18 protein-coding genes are annotated in these 17,513 nt (G+C 41.2%); 13 read left to right on the plus strand and 5 right to left on the minus strand.

All coding sequences use genetic code 11. The features are described from left to right. The first annotated feature begins 483 nt into the window (after window positions 1-483). Window positions 484-1,644, plus strand: coding sequence for an extracellular solute-binding protein (locus H6G79_RS05515; RefSeq protein ID WP_190591595.1), 1,161 nt, complete (start codon window positions 484-486; stop codon window positions 1,642-1,644). Window positions 1,645-1,785: 141 nt separating this feature from the next. On the opposite strand, the gene H6G79_RS05520 is transcribed toward H6G79_RS05515, so the two are convergent. Both H6G79_RS05520 and H6G79_RS05525 read right to left on the minus strand, forming a co-directional pair. Then, the gene (locus tag H6G79_RS05520) at window positions 1,786-2,307 is read right to left on the minus strand and encodes a hypothetical protein (protein WP_190591596.1); all 522 of its coding nucleotides are present in this window, start codon (window positions 2,305-2,307) and stop codon (window positions 1,786-1,788) included. A 372-nt stretch (window positions 2,308-2,679) separates the two neighbouring features. Beyond that, window positions 2,680-3,507 carry a carbohydrate ABC transporter permease gene (locus H6G79_RS05525; protein WP_190591597.1) on the minus strand — a complete coding sequence of 276 codons (828 nt, stop codon included), beginning with the start codon at window positions 3,505-3,507 and terminating at the stop codon, window positions 2,680-2,682. 249 nt (window positions 3,508-3,756) lie between these two features. Here H6G79_RS05525 and H6G79_RS05530 point away from each other — a divergent pair, with 249 nt between their 5' ends. The 5 genes from H6G79_RS05530 to folE all read left to right on the plus strand — a co-directional run bounded on the left by H6G79_RS05530 (window position 3,757) and on the right by folE (window position 8,620). Continuing rightward, window positions 3,757-4,452 (plus strand): aldehyde oxygenase (deformylating), encoded by a 696-nt coding sequence (locus H6G79_RS05530; protein WP_190591598.1) that lies wholly within the window; start codon window positions 3,757-3,759, stop codon window positions 4,450-4,452. A gap of 209 nt (window positions 4,453-4,661) precedes the next feature. After that, entirely contained in the window at window positions 4,662-5,681 is a 1,020-nt protein-coding gene (locus H6G79_RS05535) for a long-chain acyl-[acyl-carrier-protein] reductase (RefSeq protein ID WP_190591599.1), read from the plus strand. Window positions 5,682-5,785: 104 nt separating this feature from the next. Next, a complete protein-coding gene (locus tag H6G79_RS05540; protein ID WP_190591600.1) occupies window positions 5,786-6,766 on the plus strand; it encodes an acetyl-CoA carboxylase carboxyltransferase subunit alpha in 981 nt (326 codons plus the stop codon). A gap of 353 nt (window positions 6,767-7,119) precedes the next feature. Then, on the plus strand, window positions 7,120-7,845 hold the full coding sequence (locus tag H6G79_RS05545; RefSeq protein ID WP_190591601.1) for an SDR family oxidoreductase: 726 nt from the start codon (window positions 7,120-7,122) through the stop codon (window positions 7,843-7,845). A 67-nt stretch (window positions 7,846-7,912) separates the two neighbouring features. Further along, window positions 7,913-8,620: a GTP cyclohydrolase I FolE gene (folE, locus tag H6G79_RS05550; protein ID WP_190591602.1), complete on the plus strand. Its 708-nt coding sequence runs from the start codon at window positions 7,913-7,915 to the stop codon at window positions 8,618-8,620. Between the two features lie 42 nt (window positions 8,621-8,662). On the opposite strand, the gene H6G79_RS05555 is transcribed toward folE, so the two are convergent. After that, entirely contained in the window at window positions 8,663-9,295 is a 633-nt protein-coding gene (locus H6G79_RS05555; protein WP_190591603.1) for a phosphoribosylanthranilate isomerase, read from the minus strand. 104 nt (window positions 9,296-9,399) lie between these two features. Here H6G79_RS05555 and psaK point away from each other — a divergent pair, with 104 nt between their 5' ends. From psaK to H6G79_RS05590, 7 genes are all read left to right on the plus strand, one after another. Beyond that, entirely contained in the window at window positions 9,400-9,651 is a 252-nt protein-coding gene (gene psaK, locus H6G79_RS05560) for a photosystem I reaction center subunit PsaK (protein WP_190591604.1), read from the plus strand. 224 nt (window positions 9,652-9,875) lie between these two features. After that, on the plus strand, window positions 9,876-10,430 hold the full coding sequence (locus H6G79_RS05565) for a CAP domain-containing protein (protein ID WP_190591605.1): 555 nt from the start codon (window positions 9,876-9,878) through the stop codon (window positions 10,428-10,430). A 76-nt stretch (window positions 10,431-10,506) separates the two neighbouring features. Then, window positions 10,507-10,722: a hypothetical protein gene (locus H6G79_RS05570; RefSeq protein ID WP_190591606.1), complete on the plus strand. Its 216-nt coding sequence runs from the start codon at window positions 10,507-10,509 to the stop codon at window positions 10,720-10,722. 6 nt (window positions 10,723-10,728) lie between these two features. Then, a complete protein-coding gene (locus tag H6G79_RS05575; RefSeq protein ID WP_190591607.1) occupies window positions 10,729-11,106 on the plus strand; it encodes a type II toxin-antitoxin system VapC family toxin in 378 nt (125 codons plus the stop codon). A gap of 248 nt (window positions 11,107-11,354) precedes the next feature. Next, window positions 11,355-11,831, plus strand: a complete 477-nt coding sequence (locus tag H6G79_RS05580) for a tryptophan-rich sensory protein (protein WP_190591608.1) — start codon at window positions 11,355-11,357, stop codon at window positions 11,829-11,831. Then, window positions 11,831-12,946 (plus strand): HhoA/HhoB/HtrA family serine endopeptidase, encoded by a 1,116-nt coding sequence (locus tag H6G79_RS05585; protein ID WP_190591609.1) that lies wholly within the window; start codon window positions 11,831-11,833, stop codon window positions 12,944-12,946. Before H6G79_RS05580 ends, H6G79_RS05585 begins: the two co-directional genes overlap by 1 nt. A gap of 1 nt (window position 12,947) precedes the next feature. Then, complete coding sequence (locus H6G79_RS05590; protein ID WP_190591610.1) at window positions 12,948-13,094, plus strand: hypothetical protein; 147 nt, start codon at window positions 12,948-12,950, stop codon at window positions 13,092-13,094. A gap of 185 nt (window positions 13,095-13,279) precedes the next feature. Here H6G79_RS05590 and H6G79_RS05595 read toward each other — a convergent pair whose 3' ends face one another. Both H6G79_RS05595 and psaB read right to left on the minus strand, forming a co-directional pair. Beyond that, window positions 13,280-15,046 (minus strand): P-loop NTPase fold protein, encoded by a 1,767-nt coding sequence (locus H6G79_RS05595; RefSeq protein ID WP_190591611.1) that lies wholly within the window; start codon window positions 15,044-15,046, stop codon window positions 13,280-13,282. Window positions 15,047-15,267: 221 nt separating this feature from the next. Beyond that, window positions 15,268-17,493 (minus strand): photosystem I core protein PsaB, encoded by a 2,226-nt coding sequence (psaB, locus tag H6G79_RS05600; protein WP_190591612.1) that lies wholly within the window; start codon window positions 17,491-17,493, stop codon window positions 15,268-15,270. Window positions 17,494-17,513: the final 20 nt, after the last annotated feature.

Consider the following 17,513-nt stretch of genomic DNA (forward strand, 5'->3'; position numbering starts at 1 on the left):
TAGGATGCTTTACGCTTTGCCTCCATGACTGGGAGGCATTTATTTTGGGAATAATACTGCCTTGAAAGTAGGGAGTAGGGAGTGGGGAAAAGAATAGAACTTACACCAGAACACGAAAAATGAGGTTTTTAGAGAAGGGTTGAGAAGTATGAAGGTGTAAGGGGGTAGGTTTTCAAAACCCTTACATCCCTAAAACCTCAATCAAACCTTGAATTTTGCCTATCACTGCATACATCCTACTCCCCACTCCCCACTCCCTATCTGACAGGTGTAGGTTTTTTACGTTATGCCCCAAAAACCTTGATTTAGGGTGTAGGGGTGTAAGGGTGTGAGGGGGGTGGAACTCTGATTAAATCGTGATTTTTAGAGTCGCTACTCATCACTCTGTTAAAAACCTACACTTGTGAGCCACTCCCTATTCCCTCACTTTTAACTGCAATGTAAGACAATAGTCTAGAATCTAAGTTTACATATCCAAAATCAATGGATCGACGCTCATTTTTACTCAGTGTAAGTGGATTGGCACTGTCGCAACTGCTGGTAGGGTGCGAGAATAAAAACCAAACGAAACTCAGCGTTCAGTTATTAAAAAATTCTATTCCTGCTCAAGTAGTTGATCAATTTAGCCAATTTTTGCAGCCAAAGCCAAAGTTAAAATTCTCTCCCGTTGAGCAAATTCAAAATTTATATCAACAATTGCAACATTGGCAAGAACAAGCAAAAACCAACGATAAACAAAATTGGACGCGCTGGATTCCATTTATTAATTCCCAAACAACCGATGTAGTAGACTTGGTAAGTTTGGGAGATTACTGGCTAAAAAGTGCCATTGAACAAAAATTAATTCAACCGCTAGAAGCAGCAGAAGTCCAACAATTAAAATCTTGGTCGAATTTGGACGAAAGATGGCGACAATTAGTAACGCGCAATGAACAAGGAAACTTAGATCCTCAAGGAAAAGTCTGGGCTGCGCCTTATCGTTGGGGTAGTACAGTGATTGTATACGATCGCCAGAAATTTCAAGAATTAGGCTGGCAACCCCAAGACTGGAGTGATTTATGGCGGGATGGGTTGCGATCGCAAATTTCTTTACTCGATAATCCTAGAGAAGTAATCGGTCTAGCATTGAAGAAACTCGGACTATCCTACAACACAGAAAACCTCGACACCGTACCTAACCTAGAAAAAGAACTGCAAACCTTAAACCAACAAGTAAAATTCTACAGTTCTAACAACTACCTCGAAGCTTTAATTACAGGAGATACTTGGTTAGCCGTTGGTTGGTCAAGTGATATATTACCAATTTTGTCACGTTATCCCCAACTTAATGTAGTCATCCCCAAATCAGGAACAGCCATTTGGGCAGATTTATGGGTACGCCCCACTAAAGCCAGCAAAAACGACATATCATCTAAGTGGATTGACTTTTGTTGGCAACAGGAAATCGCCAAACAAATCACCACCAAAACTAAAACCAATTCACCAATTATTTCTGATATTAAAATTACTGATATTGCCGAACCAATACAGAGTTTATTACAAACAAATCAGCAAGTTTTCCCGAAAAGTGAATTTTTACTGCCATTATCGGCATCAACAACAAAACAGTATGAATCTCTGTTTACTAAAATCAAGACAAGTTAATTAAGTAGTTGAGAGAAGGCAGGAGGCAGTGGTTCGACTTCGCTCACCAAGCAGGCAGAAGGCGGGAGGCAAGAAAATTTTAGTTTAATTAACCTAAAAATACTAATAACATTTTCACCTGTAACCTATCACCTATAACCTTCATTCAGACGATTGCTGTAATACTAATCTATTTAAAGAATTAATTTGAATGCGGCATGATGTTGGATTAGTTTGAAAGTTACAGGTATAACTCCCTAAAAGTTCCTGCTGATAATTAAACACCCGCAAATTATAAACATCCTTTCTGGCAACATTGCCGAGGCGATTTATAAAACTGTAGCGTTCTAGATAATCTAGTATGCTCCAAACTTGTTGATTGACAATTACATCTACTCTTCCGGGTGTGGTTGCAGTAGCAGGATACGCTATCCAATTATCCAACAATTTACTTTCAGAATTAGCTTGCGCTAACCATAAACTTGGAGTTGTTAATCCTTGTGGGTTAATGGTGTTAGCTGTAATTACATTGCTGTTGGGTTTAGTTAATAAATCTAGTTCCAACGGCGCATCTGAAGGTAAGGGAACGGCAGCTATTTCTGCTAATGAAGGAGAAATTGGTAACAGCAAAATTGCACCCAAGCTGAAACCCAAAAGTATTGGCAAAGATTTTTGGCAAGACATAGACTAACACCCTTTGCTGATTTAGCAGTCCTATTTGATGGGGAGACTAGGGAGACTAGGAAGACAAGGAAGACAAGGGAGAATAGGAAGTCCCGATGAAACAAGTTTCATAGCCAAGCATGAAAGTGGGACTAGCATTTTTACTCAGCACTCAGCACTTTCAAGTCAAAGGTGGGGGAGAAGAGAGACTAGGGAGGGTACTTGATATCTAAAAAAGTTGTTTATTTGGTTATTTATTCAGAGTTTCCAGCCTATTTTACGCTGCTTCATCTAGTGCGCTGCAATTACCGACTTACTACAACCTTGTCCCCCTTGTCCCCCTTGTCCCCCTTGTCTCCCTTGTCCCCCTTCCCTCATCCTCACTTCCCAACATCAATTCTTGATTCCCGTTGTAGCAATTCCCCGAATAAATTGACGCTGACCAATTAAAAATAGTGCCATCACTGGTACGGTTGCAATTGTTACGGCTGCCATCATCAAAGGCCAGTTGTTGGTAAATTGTTCTTGAAACTCGGCTAATGCCAACTGTACGGTTCTTAATTCTGGGCGTGTGGTAAATACCAAAGGCTTAAACAAATCATTCCATTCCGCAATAAAGGTGAATAAAAACAACGTCACCAAAGCCGGACGGGCTAAAGGTAATAACACCCGCCATAAGATTTGTAACCTGTTTGCGCCGTCAATGATGGCTGCTTCTTCTAGTTCTACCGGAATTGTCTGAAAATATTGGCGTAAAAGAAATATGCCAAAGCCATTGACAGCCGTGGGTAAAATCAGCGCCCCATAGGTATTAATTAAGTGTCCCCACTTCAACACCAAAAATATAGGTATAACTAACAGCTGAAAAGGAATCACTAGGGTTGCTAAAACAACTAACAGCAATGCTTGTCTGCCACGAAATTTCAATCTTGCCAAGGCGTAACCAGCCAAAGCAGAGGTGATTAGCTGAAATGCGGTGACTGCGATCGCTACTACAGTAGAATTAGCAAAAGCTAAAAGGAACTTCCCGCGCTGCCACGCATCATGATAATTATCTAACGACCAATTTCGCGGCATCGTGATATCTGGAGTCGCGCCAGGGGGTGCAAAAGAAGTGAAAAACACAACAAATAGCGGTAGCAAGACAATGAATGCGCCTAACAGCAGTACCGCTAAACTAAAAATATCGCCAGATTTGAGATGCCAACTTGATTTCATCATAAGTGTGAGATAGCAGAGCTTAGGGGCTAGAGGCTAGGGACTAGCGAGAAACTTAATTATTGACTCTTGACGATTAAATCGACTCTCTGCATTTGTTTCTTTAGTACTAGAGTATCGCCCCCAGCAAAAGCTAATCTATTACATAGTGACTTGTTAAGTTAAATTAAACAACAGTGAAGATTGCCCTAAAATGACAGGGTAAATTAAGCGTTAGTATCAAATGATTCATTTTACAGGAGTGACGATACCATGCAGCAGTTAGCAGATGGATTAGAAATAGATTTCCAAAGTGAAACATATAAAGATGCCTATAGTCGCATTAATGCGATCGTGATTGAAGGGGAACAAGAAGCTTATGAGAATTACATTAAACTAGCTGAACTGCTGCCTGATCATAGTGATGATTTAATTCGCTTGTCGAAAATGGAAAGCCGCCATAAAAAAGGCTTTGAAGCTTGCGGCCGCAATTTAAACGTGACACCAGATTTGCAATTTGCTAAGGAGTTTTTTGCACCTCTGCACGATAACTTTAAAGTCGCCGCCGCCCAAGGTAAGGTTGTCACCTGCTTACTGATTCAATCTTTGATTATTGAATGTTTTGCGATCGCGGCCTACAACATCTACATCCCTGTTGCTGATGCTTTTGCCCGCAAAATTACTGAGGGTGTAGTCAAAGATGAGTATAGTCATTTAAACTTTGGTGAAGTTTGGCTGAAAGCTAACTTTGAAGCCTCCAAAGCTGAACTAGAAGAAGCAAACCGCCAAAACCTACCCATTGTTTGGAAAATGCTCAACCAAGTAGCGACCGATGCTGAAGTGTTAGCAATGGAAAAAGAAGCTTTAGTCGAAGACTTCATGATTCAATACGGTGAAGCTTTAAGTAACATTGGCTTCACAACCAGAGATATCATGCGCTTATCAGCCTACGGACTCTCAGCTGCTTAAACAAGTATGAAGGATGAAGCATGAGGAATGAAGGTTAAAAAAGAACTCAAAAGTCAGAATTAAATTCACCATTTTGCTAAAATTCCAGACTTTACACTTCATACTTCATACTTCATACTTCACACTTTGTTGTATTTTTAAGGTTAGGTATTCTCACTTACCCACTCAATTCCACGCTTTCGACGCAGCAAACGCCTAATACACACTACATGTTTGGTCTAATTGGACATCTGACTAGTTTAGAACACGCTCAAGCGGTAGCTCAACAATTGGGATACCCAGAATATGCCGATCAAGGTCTAGATTTTTGGTGCAGCGCCCCGCCGCAAATTGTTGATCACATTAAAGTTACCAGTTTGACTGGAGAAACAATCGAAGGCAAGTACGTAGAATCATGCTTTTTGCCAGAAATGCTGGCAAATAGACGAATTAAAGCGGCAACTCGCAAAATTTTAAATGCAATGGCTCATGCTCAAAAGCATGATATAGACATCACAGCTTTAGGCGGTTTTTCATCAATTATTTTTGAAAACTTTAATTTAGAGCAGTTCAGCCAAGTCCGTAACGTCACATTAGAGTTTGAACGCTTCACTACAGGTAATACACACACTGCTTATATTATCTGTCGGCAAGTAGAGGCAGCTGCCAAACAAGTTGGAATTGAACTGTCGAAAGCAACAGTGGCTATCTGTGGTGCAACTGGGGATATTGGTAGTGCAGTCACACGTTGGCTAGATGCCAAAACAGATGTCAAGGAAATTCTGCTCATCGCCCGTAACCAAGAACGCCTGCAAAATTTACAAGACGAACTAGGGCGGGGCAAAATTATGGCCTTAGAGGCAGCCTTACCCGAAGCTGATATTGTGGTTTGGGTGGCAAGTATGCCCAAAGGGGTAGAAATTGACCCCAAGATGTTAAAACAACCTTGTGTCCTGATTGATGGCGGCTATCCCAAAAATTTAGCGACAAAAATTCAACATCCTGACGTTCATGTACTCAACGGTGGCATTGTTGAGCATTCTTTGGATATTGACTGGAAAATCATGAAAATCGTCAATATGGAAGTGCCAGAACGTCAGCTATTTGCTTGTTTCGCCGAAGCGATGCTACTGGAATTTGAGAAGTTACATACGAACTTTTCTTGGGGGCGTAATCAGATTACCGTAGACAAAATGGAGCAGATTGGTCAAGCATCGGTGAAACATGGCTTTAGACCTTTGCTGCTTTAACAAAGTCAAAAGTTAAAAGTTAAAAGGTAAAAGAATGTTTTTACTTTAGCCTTTTTACTTTTTACTTCTTTAATCCCCAATCCCTAGTTCCTCATCCCTAAATTATGGCCACTACCGAGCGTAAACCACTACTGTTGGATTTTGAAAAGCCGTTAGCCGAACTCTCAAACCGCATTGAGCAGATTCGGCAACTAGCAGAAGAAAATGGTGTTGATGTATCTGGCGAAATTCGCAAGCTAGAAGCACGCGCCACAAAACTGCGTGAGGAGATTTTCAGTACATTATCTCCGGCTCAAAAGGTACAAGTCGCCCGTCATCCCCGTCGCCCCAGCACCCTGGACTATATTCAGGCAATTACCGATGAATGGATGGAGTTGCATGGCGATCGCTGTGGGACTGATGATCCGGCTTTAATTGCTGGTGTCGCTCGTTTAGGTGGGCAACCAGTAGTGATGTTAGGTCAACAAAAAGGGCGTGACACTAAGGATAACATTGCGCGGAACTTCGGGATGGCGGCTCCTGGTGGTTATCGCAAGGCAATGCGGCTAATGGAACATGCCAATAAATTTGGAATGCCGATTTTAGCTTTTGTGGATACACCAGGCGCTTTAGCGACCGTCGCCGCCGAACATCAAGGCGCAGGTGAAGCCATTGCCTATAACCTCCGGGAAATGTTTAGCTTGGATGTACCCATTATCTGCACAGTGATTGGTGAAGCAAGTTCTGGTGGGGCGCTAGGGATTGGGATTTGCGATCGCCTACTGATGTTTGAACATGCTGTTTACACTGTGATCAGCCCTGAAGGTTGTGCCGCAATTCTTTGGAAAGATGCCGGCAAAGCACCCCAAGCTGCTATGGCTTTAAAAATTACTTCCCATGATTTAAAAAATTTAGGGATTATTGACCAAATTTTGTCAGAACCTATTGGTGGCGCTCACTCTGACCCCTTAGAAGCCGCAACCACCCTTAAGCAAGCCCTTTTAGATAACTTAGATGAACTCAAACAGTTAACATCCCAAGAAAGACGGCAACTGCGTTACGATAAATTCCGCAAAATCGGTGTCTTTACAGAAATTCCCCACTAGCAAACCCAAGCTAGGTCATTAATTCAAGAGCAATGCTATAATTGCCTGTGGTTCTTAAAGATTTTTAACAATCTTTTTAACCACAGGCATTTGTATTTTTGATTAATCGACTCACTTAAACGAGAGATTTCGTTTAGTTTTGCGAGTAGACAGCCTAAACTCCCAGATGAAGACTTAATTTTCATCTTTGGGATGTATTTTATTGGGTAAAATTTCCCATACTGACAATTCAATATAGCAATTGTCAAAAAAAATTATCGGAATTTAAGGTTACTTTAATGTGGCCCATCCGAAAGACTTAAATAATTTGGTGGCAAAGGGCTGGGGTCACTGCCAAAAAAATGGGGGAAAGCATGGGTAGTAAGCAGAAACAACGCGCCCTGATTACTGGGGCGAGTAGCGGAATTGGCAAAGCAACAGCCTTGGCATTTGCCAAAGCTGGCATAGATGTTGCCTTAGTCAGCCGTTCTTTAGATAAATTAGAGGCGGTAGCAACAGCAGCCAAGGAAAGCGGAGTAGAAGCTCAAGCATACTCCCTAGATTTAGCCGATTTACCCCAAGTAGCAGCGAAAATTACCGCGATCGCCCAAGATTTTGGCAACATAGATATTTTGGTCAATAACGCCGGAATAGGCTATACAGGGAATTTAAGCGACACAAGCTTAGAAGACTGGCAAAAAGTTATTAACATCAATCTCACCAGTGTATTTGAGTGCATCAAAGGAATTTTACCGGGAATGCGCGATCGCAGCACAGGCACAATTATCAACGTAGCCTCAATCGCTGCCAAGCAAACCTTTGCTGGATGGGGAGCCTATTGTGTTAGCAAAGCCGGACTTCTAGCCCTTTCTCAAACCCTGGCTCAAGAAGAACGCGCCCACGGTATCCGTGTCACGGTCATTTGTCCTGGTTCTGTGAATACAGAAATTTGGGACACAGACACCGTTCACGCCAACTTTGACCGTTCAAAAATGTTAACTCCAGAAATTGTGGCACAGTCAATTCTCCACACTGTCTTATTGCCACCACAAGCAGTGATTGATGAATTGGTTCTGATGCCCAATGCAGGCACATTTTGAGTGCTGAGTGCTAAGTGCTGAGTGCTGAGTATCGCAAACATCCAACAAACTAACTAAAAATTACATCATGACTATTGCTAGTTCTAACGGTTCCAATCGTTTTCAATCTCCTCTGATTTCTGATTTGGCAGATGCCATCAATACCAGACCCGATCGCAACACCCACGACGGCAGACAACCGGATTTGCACCCGCCTTCTGAGGAACAGATGGAGCAAATGATGGATGCTGTCAGAAACATCATAGTCGGTGTTGGGGAAGACCCTGAACGTGAAGGATTGCTGAAAACTCCCAAACGTGTGGCGGAAGCAATGCGGTTTCTCACCAGTGGCTATAACCAATCTTTAGACGAACTATTGAACGGTGCCATTTTCGATGAAGGACATAACGAAATGGTACTCGTGCGAGATATTAACTTTTTTAGCCTCTGTGAACATCACATGCTACCTTTTATGGGCAGAGCGCATCTTGCTTATATTCCTAATCAAAAAGTTGTGGGCTTAAGTAAGTTAGCCCGGATTGTGGAAATGTATTCTCGCCGTTTGCAAGTCCAAGAAAGGTTAACCCGCCAAATCGCCGAAGCAATTCAAACGATTTTGGAACCTCAAGGTGTAGCAGTAGTCATGGAAGCCACTCACATGTGTATGGTAATGCGCGGTGTGCAGAAACCTGGTTCTTGGACTGTTACCAGTGCCATGCTAGGCGTATTCCAAGATGAACAAAAAACCCGTGAAGAATTCTTCAACTTGATTCGCCATCAACCATCATTCTTTTAAGTAGGGAATGGGGAATTGGGAGTAGGGAGTAGGGAAAATTCACTACTCCCTACTCGCTAACTTCTGAAATAACTCAGCTACTTTATTTAAATCTTTATTTCCTGGTTGAATTTCGACCCCGCTAGATAAATCGATACCGTCAGGGTTAACCAGACTTAAAGCTTCTAAGATATTTGCTGGGGTTAATCCACCAGCTAAAAACCACGGCGTGCCGGGGTGGAATTTTTCTAGCATTGCCCAATCTAAAGTTTTGCCTGTACCGCCTAACTGTTGGGGATGATAAGCATCAAGTAATAAAGTATCTACGTGTTGAGCGTAAATAGCGGCTGGTTCCAGGTGGTCAAGGCTGCGTATCCTCATTGCTTTGAGAATTTCGACATGAGGGAGATTTTGCCTGAGTTGGTAACAAAATTCTGGTGATTCGTCTCCGTGTAACTGTACACCAGTTAAACCGCCATCTTGAACTATCTGGTTAATCTCCTGAATGTCAGCGTTAGCAAAAACGCCGATTTTGTCAATGTTATCTGGTAATTGGGTAACGACTGCGCGGATTTGGGTGGCAGTTACGTAACGAGGTGAACTAGGTACACAAATAAATCCTAGGGCAGTTGCGCCTAAAGATGCGATCGCAGTTGCTTGTTTTGGCTGAGTGATGCCACAGATTTTAACCCGCATGGTTCTAAAGAGCGAATTTTTGCTAACAATCTTTGGTTGCTGACTCACTAATTCTATAATTTGGGAGGTTTTATGAATTTTTTCATTTAGGAGACCAAATCTAGATGTTATCAAATTTACTGGCAGCAGCAGCTAATGTCCCCGCCACCCCTGCGTGGACTCCTACCGTTGGCATCATTATTAGCGTTACCAGCGTGGTTATTCTGTTGTTATCTACCCGCATTGAGCAGCCCCAAGTTGGGCCTAAATTACCAGGATTGCCAGTGAGTGTTACCACCTTTATCGCGGCTATGGCTTTTGGTCACATTGTTGGCATTGGTATTGTTTTAGGACTGACTAATATTGGTCGCCTATAAATCCCCGATAACAGAGGAGTGAGAGAATCTCACAATCTCATACTCTGAAACTCATTCTTGTTCTTTCTCCAGCAATGCAACTCTCAAATCTAGGTCAGTTGAATTTGGCGATTTTTGTTACCTTAAGAACAGAACTCACAGCAACTTCATCATGACAGCTAAATTGATAGTTCTTGTCTGGAGAAAGAATTATGCAGGTGAGGTAATTGGGTTGTGATAAGTATATGCAAAATAAACTACCTCATATTATCTGGTTAGCTTCAGCCGCGATCGCACTTTTGGTAAGTGGCTGCGAAGAAATGCTAAAATATTTGCCGCCATTACCCGACATTGAATTACCATCTCAGCAACCACCCCAACCTGTAATTCCGCCAGCCTCTGCCAAAATTGCAGACATGGAAGCCGCAGTCCGCCAAGGTATCAACAAAGTCAGGCAAGAAAATGGACTTCAGCCCCTGCAAAATAACGAAAAACTCACCCAGGTAGCTCGCAACTACAGCCGCCAAATGGCGCAGCAAAAATTCTTCAGTCACACTGGTGCTGATGGTAGCACCTTAAAAGACAGAATAAGTGCAGGGAGAATCTCTTATTTGATGGTAGGAGAAAACTTATTTACCTGTACGAATGTACCGCAACCTGTACCAGCCGCCATTAAAGGTTGGATGAATAGTCCTGGACATCGGGCTAATGTTCTGCGTCCAGTGTTTCAAGAGACTGGTGTGGGAATTTGGCGAGTTGGGAATACATACTACATGACGCAGTTATTTTTGCGACGTTAGTTTATAAGGAAGAATTCAGAAATCAGGAGTCAGAATTCAGTATGGTTAAAATCAATGAATGTAGGAGGTAAGCTATATGTTAAAAACAATCCAAGGAATTTATAAAAACGGCAAAATTGAATTAGCTGAAACCCCACAAGGTATAATCGAAAGTTTAGTGTTCGTCACTTTCTTAGAAACTAAACCCAGCCGATGGCCAGAAATAATTATGCAACATACAGGTGTAAAAGAAAGTATTATCTTTGAATCATACCGGGATGAACTAATACCACCAAACGCAATAGAACTGTAATTATGTATGGGTTATCTACTAGATACTTGCGTAATTAGTGATTTTGTTAAAGGAGAAAAAAACACCCTCAAGCGAATAAAATTAATCTCGCCCACTGAAATTTTTGTTTCATCTCTAACAGTTATGGAGGTGAAATATGGATTAGCCATCAACCCACAACGCGCTGTTAAAATCCAACCAATGATTGAAATCTTACTAAGTTCAGTTGCAATTTTACCTTTTGACTCCAAAGAAGCAGAACAGGCAGCCCACATCAGAAGCTTTCTGAAATTAGCAGGTTCACCTATTGGTGCTTATGATGTACATCACATTATGGTGACATCTAATGTCCAGGAATTTCAAAGAGTACCTAACTTGCAAATCGAAAATTGGCGTTCTGTGTGAATAGCTCATTCCTGAAAGATTGTATATAAGGAAATATAAATCAAGCAAAATCAGGCGATGCCTGCGGGGGTGTAGCTATCGCTCTATGTTAAATTAAGAACTTTTCTTTTTTCCTCAATCTAAGGTTCAAGAGTGTTACTTTACAGTTGCAATCGCGCTAATGGTAAAGTCACATCCAGACTCAGGATAGGTGCAGCGATCGCAGATTCCATTTAAAATACAAATGTATTACTCTGGCAGGAGTCGTCGTGAAAGCTAGATGGATAATTACAGCAGCTTCAGCAGCTTTGTTTTTTGGCGGTAGTTTGTTCACATCGCTGCGCGACCCTTGGTTTCAAAATCTACAACGTCCTAGCTGGCTAACCTTTGAATTTCTCATTCCTCTTATCTGGACATTCATTTGGGTTTGCCTGACGATTTCTGCAATTATTGTCTGGGAAAAAAGCAATAAGAAAGGTTCTCGCCCTTGGAATTTGCTATTAGTTTATGCTGCTATTGCCTTACTCACATCGCTGTATAGTCCGGTGGTGGTAGAACTCCGCAGTTTGACTGGCGGTATGATTGTGGGCGGTTTAGCAACTGTTTTGGTATACATTTTGGCTTTTGTAGTCAAACCAATTTCGCAAACAGCCTCATGGCTATTTCTGCCTTATGCACTGTGGGGGCCTTTCGGTACTTATCTCACTTGGTTATTATTACAACTCAATAGCCCGGTCAAACCATAATGAAACGACTGACTCTGCAACTCTGGGTTTATCTAGCTTTATTATTGACTGGATGTGTTGCTAATAGAGATGTGAAAAATCCCCTAGCAACAGCACCAGTCAATGCTAATCAAGATGCCAATTACATCACTCAAGTGGTGCAGAAAGTCGGGTCAGCAGTAGTACGCATCAATTCCACTCGCACTGTCGCCGTATCTCCCCAAGACTCTTATTTAGGGCGTTTTTTTGGCGAACAGTTACCGAGTCGAGAAGAAGTACAGCGAGGCATTGGTTCAGGATTTATTATTAGTGGTGATGGAATTATTTTGACTAATGCCCATGTGGTAGCAGATGCAGATAACGTCGCCGTTGTGTTAAAAGATGGTCGCAGCCTTCAAGGTAAGGTAGTAGGAGTTGACCGCGTAACCGATGTAGCAGTAGTCAAAATTAAAGGTACAGGATTACCAACAGTTAAATTAGGTAACTCTGATAATTTGTTAGCAGGACAATGGGCGATCGCCATTGGTAATCCATTAGGATTAGATAATACAGTCACCCAAGGAATTATCAGTGCAACTCAGCGTTCTGTTGCTGATTTAGGAGTACCCACAGAACGAGTCGATTTTATTCAAACTGATGCTGCCATTAACCCTGGTAATTCTGGCGGCCCCTTGCTGAACGCTCAAGGAGAAGTAATTGGGATGAATACTGCTATCATCCAAGGAGCGCAAGGATTAGGCTTTGCAATTCCCATCAAAACAGCCCAAAGAATTGCCAATGAATTAATCGCTAAAGGAAAAGTAGATCATCCTTATGTTGGCATTCAAATGGGAGAGTTAACCCCTGATTTACGCACCAAAATTAATCAAAGTGATACAGGTTTAAAAGTTAATCAAGATACAGGTGTGATTATTTTAGCAGTCGCCCCAAACTCCCCGGCTTCTCGTGCTGGTTTGCGTCCGGGCGATATTATTGACAGTATTAACGGTGTGGCAATTCAAGATATTAGACAAGTTCAACAACAGGTAGAAACTACTAAAGTTGGTGATGTTATGCAAATTACCATCAATCGTAACGGCAAAAAACAGGCGATCTCAATTCGCACAGTCGCCCTACCTGCAAGAGATATTAGTTGAAATGCTGCTTGAAACGCCTCAAGAGTTTCTTCTCTGGGAATACCAGGTGGCCAGTATTCTTGATTTTGAGCATCTGGCCACCACCAAGTTTGATCATCTTCTGCTGCCCAAGCAACACAGTTATACTCAGTTGTATCTGGACTTGTAAGTTTATAACCGTGGATAATTAGGTTGGGATAATCACGTTCAATAAAAGATTTTACATAATTAGCCCAATTGTTATTACCTACCACTGATATCCGATTTTGGTTAAGGTTGTTTATGGGAGATCGCTTTTCTCTTGCTTTTGTTATCTAACAAGTTTAGTGGAATAGTAAACTTATCTATTAATAATTAGTTTTCATCATTAGTATTAGGCAAATTATCTATATCTATATTGTAAAGAAACTTAGCTCTAATTTTATTTAACTTACTCTTTTTCGCTAATATACGAATAGCTTCCTCTAATTTTTGCGATGCAGGTAAACCAAATGTCAAAAACCGTTTAATCATAAGATATAAATCAGGATGACCTTTTTCAAGCCATTGAGTATATTCTTCAACAGTACGGTTATTTAGAAATTCAAAATTTTCCTTCTCCCAAGGTGATATTGAAAGTGAATCACTATTGATTATATTTTTTATTGCTGTGGTGATATCTAAGGTTCGCAGATATTGATTCTTTTGTTCTTCTAGATATGCCTCTAATTCAGGATATTTACGCAATTTAGTTCTAAATATATTTAAATCATTGAAATAATGTGGTTCATCTTTTAGTTTATGTTTTAATAAAGCTCTTTCGTATTGGCTAATATCAAGTTCTATAATTGATGCAAGATTTTCAATTCTCTCAAATTCAGAAATACTTATATCTAGATGATGCTCTTCAAGAAAATGAATAATTTCTTCAGAAATTTCTTCTTTAGAATTTGCAAATGAATTATAGTATGATTTACCAAGATTATTTAATTTTTCTATAATTTGATTATTTTTCTCTCTTTCATTAAGACTATTCCCTATTTTAAGAAACTCGCTTTCAGCAGAATTAGACATAGATGTTTCAAGTGAACTGATTATAAGTTCGTCAATGTCTAGAGGTTCATAACCCAGATATGATAGTTTTTGTGTGAGTTGCATATATTCCTCAACACTATCATTATTTTTGTATTTTGAAGAGTTTGTTAAAGATAATATTCTATCTGTAGTAATAGAAAAAAGTTGCCGAAATTCTGTATCTAATTTTGATATATTAATAACAATACTATTTTTTATAACTTGATTACGTAAACTAGGCTGCCAATTATTGATTAAAGGAATAAGTTCATCAATAAGCCATTTAGTCTTACGAAGAACACGAATATTATTTGTACCAGCATTTATTAAGACTGGTTTAATTACTTCTATATAAAGATGCTCTTTGAAAATAAAATCTAAGTTTTCTTTTACTGTTGGAGCAAGTGTAAATTCTCTATCAATTACTTTCTCTCTATAAATCTGTAATATTTCTTGGGAAGATGTATCTAGATTATCATCGCTATAAATTAAAATAATTTTACATTTTAATTCCTGAACTAGATATTCAACAAAGCCAAGTAACTCATCTAACGGTAACTTAGATTTTCTTTCAAGATCATCAATACATATTATTGAGTTCTTGATTGTATTAAAAAATATATTTAATGCTAAGTCACCAGCTATAGAAATTAGTGTCCCTGTAACTGGAATAGAAGACTGTCCTGAGAACACCAAGTCTATTTTTGGAGTTCTTTCTAACCTTCCAGAATTTCGATTTATCCACTCAAAACAATCATTTAAAAACTTATTAATGTATGTTAAAAAAGACTTATTTTTAGCTTGAATATTAGTTGCTACATTATTATAGTTTGCTAATATTCTTGCTTTCAATTGTTCAATTGAAGAAATCCCAAAAACAGAAGCATAACCATAATATTCTTTATTGTTTTCATACAATACTTTATGTACTAAATAGGTTTTTCCAACACCCCATTTTCCCTTGACAGCTAAAACTTTATAATTTGGATTGTTTAAGAATTTTTTGAGAAGACTTTCTGCTTCTTGTCTATTAACTCCAGAAGGTAGTGTATTTACACTTTCATTCATAGCAACTTTTAGTAACTCATGATAAACAGTATTCCGATATCTTCTTATATATCAAAGTGCTGAGTGCTGAGTAGGAAATAAGTATTCTCAGGAGTTTCAGCCATCAAGATAGTTCTAATCTATGCTTCGACTGTTATAAGTAAAATCCTTTCCTTTCTAATAAAATCCCCCACCTCGCGGCGGGGGATTTTTATTACTTACCTACAAAACTAGTAGCCAGATCAACCGAACTTACCAGCAGTGGAGGCGATGAGGAAGGCTGCGTAGGTGAGGACATAGCCAACGGTGAAGTGAGCTAGACCAACCAAACGTGCTTGAACGATGGAGAGTGCAACGGGCTTGTCTTTCCAGCGAACTAGGTTAGCTAGAGGAGTACGCTCGTGCGCCCAAACCAAGGTTTCGATCAACTCTTGCCAGTAACCTCTCCAAGAGATGAGGAACATGAAGCCAGTTGCCCAAACTAGGTGTCCGAAGAGGAACATCCAAGCCCAAACAGACAGGTTGTTCACACCGTAGGGGTTGTAACCGTTGATCAACTGTGCAGAGTTAGCCCACAGGTAATCACGGAACCAGCCCATCAGGTAGGTAGAGTTTTCGTTGAACTGAGCAACGTTACCTTGCCAAATACCCAGGTGTTTCCAGTGCCAGTAGAAGGTTAACCAACCTACTGTGTTCAATGCCCAGAACAAAGCTAAGTAGAAGGAGTCCCAAGCGGAGATATCGCAAGTACCGCCACGACCAGGGCCATCGCAAGGGAATGCGTAACCGAAGTCTTTTTTGTCTGGCATTAATTTAGAACCACGAGCATCCAAAGCACCTTTGACTAGGATGAGGGTGGTGGTGTGCAGACCTAGTGCGATCGCATGGTGTACCAAGAAATCGCCAGGGCCAATTGTTAAGAACAGGGAGTTTGTGCCAGCGTTAATGGCATCTAACCAACCGGGCAACCATACGTTTGCATAGTTGGGGTAAGCTGTGTACGCAACACTTTCGGGGTTGGACAACAGAACATCCAATCCGTACAGTACTTTACCGTTAGCAGCTTGAACAAACTGAGCAAATACTGGCTCAATTAGGATTTGCTTTTCAGGAGTACCGAAAGCAACTACTACGTCGTTGTGAACGTACAAACCTAGGGTATGGAAGCCTAAGAAGAGAGATACCCAGCTTAAGTGAGAGATAATCGCTTCTTTGTGCTTCAGTACGCGATCTAATACGTTGTCTTTGTTTTGTTCGGGGTCGTAGTCACGTACCCAGAAAATTGCACCGTGGGCAAACGCACCGACCATCAAGAAAATCGCAATGTATTGGTGGTGGGTGTATAAAGCTGCCTGTGTGGTGTAATCCTTAGCGATGAACGCATAGGAAGGCATGGAGTACATGTGCTGCGCCACCCAAGAGGTAACAACACCCAAACAAGCCAAGTGCCAACCTAATTGGAAGTGCAGAGAGTTGTTGTAGGTATCATAAATGCCTTGGTGGGGCATGTTGAAGGGGCCTTCAACTTTTTGGCCAAAGAAAGTTTTGGCATTCATCATCTCTTTGATGCTGTGACCAATACCAAAGTTGGTACGGTACATGTGACCAGCGACGATGAATAATACTGCGATCGCTAAGTGGTGGTGAGCAATGTCAGTCAACCACAGAGCTTCTGTTTGAGGATGGAAACCACCCAAGAAGGTCAGAATCGCTGTACCAGCACCAGTGGATGTACCAAAGAGGTGGCCTGCGGTATCTGGATTTTGAGCGTAAACGTTCCAGTTCCCTGTAAAGAAAGGCTGTAAGCCTGCTGGGTGGGGAGCGGTGGTTAAGAAGTTATCCCAACCTACGTGCTGTCCACGAGCTTCGGGGATAGCAACGTGAATCAAGTGACCAGCCCAAGCCAAGGAGCTAACGCCGAACAAACCAGCTAGGTGGTGGTTGAGGCGAGATTCAGCATTCTTGAACCAAGCGAGGCTGGGGCGGAACTTGGGTTGCAAGTGCAACCAACCAGCGAACAATAACAGGGCAGCAAATAGGAGTAGACCTAATGAGCCAATGTACAGTTCTTGGTTTGTCCGCATACCGATGGTGTACCACCAGTGGTAAACACCAGAGTATGCAATATTTACAGGATTACTAGCACCCGCTTGGGTAAAAGCTTCAATTGCTGGTTTACCAAAGTGGGGGTCCCAAATCGCATGAGCGATGGGACGGACGTGTAGAGGATCTTTGATCCACTGTTCAAAGTTACCTTGCCAGGCTACATGGAACAGGAGGCTGGAAGCCCAAAGGAAGATGATTGCCAGATGTCCGAAGTGAGTAGCGAAAATCTTTTGGTAAAGATTTTCTTCGGTCATGCCATCGTGGCTCTCAAAGTCATTGCCCATTGCGATCGCATACCAAATGCGCCGCGTGGTTGGGTCCTGTGCGAGATCCTGGCTAAATTTTGGAAATTTTGTTGCCATAGCTTTGATATTTCCTCTGA

The sequence above is a fragment of the Anabaena sp. FACHB-83 genome (assembly GCF_014697485.1).
Classification (GTDB): Bacteria; Cyanobacteriota; Cyanobacteriia; order Cyanobacteriales; family Nostocaceae; genus Nostoc_B.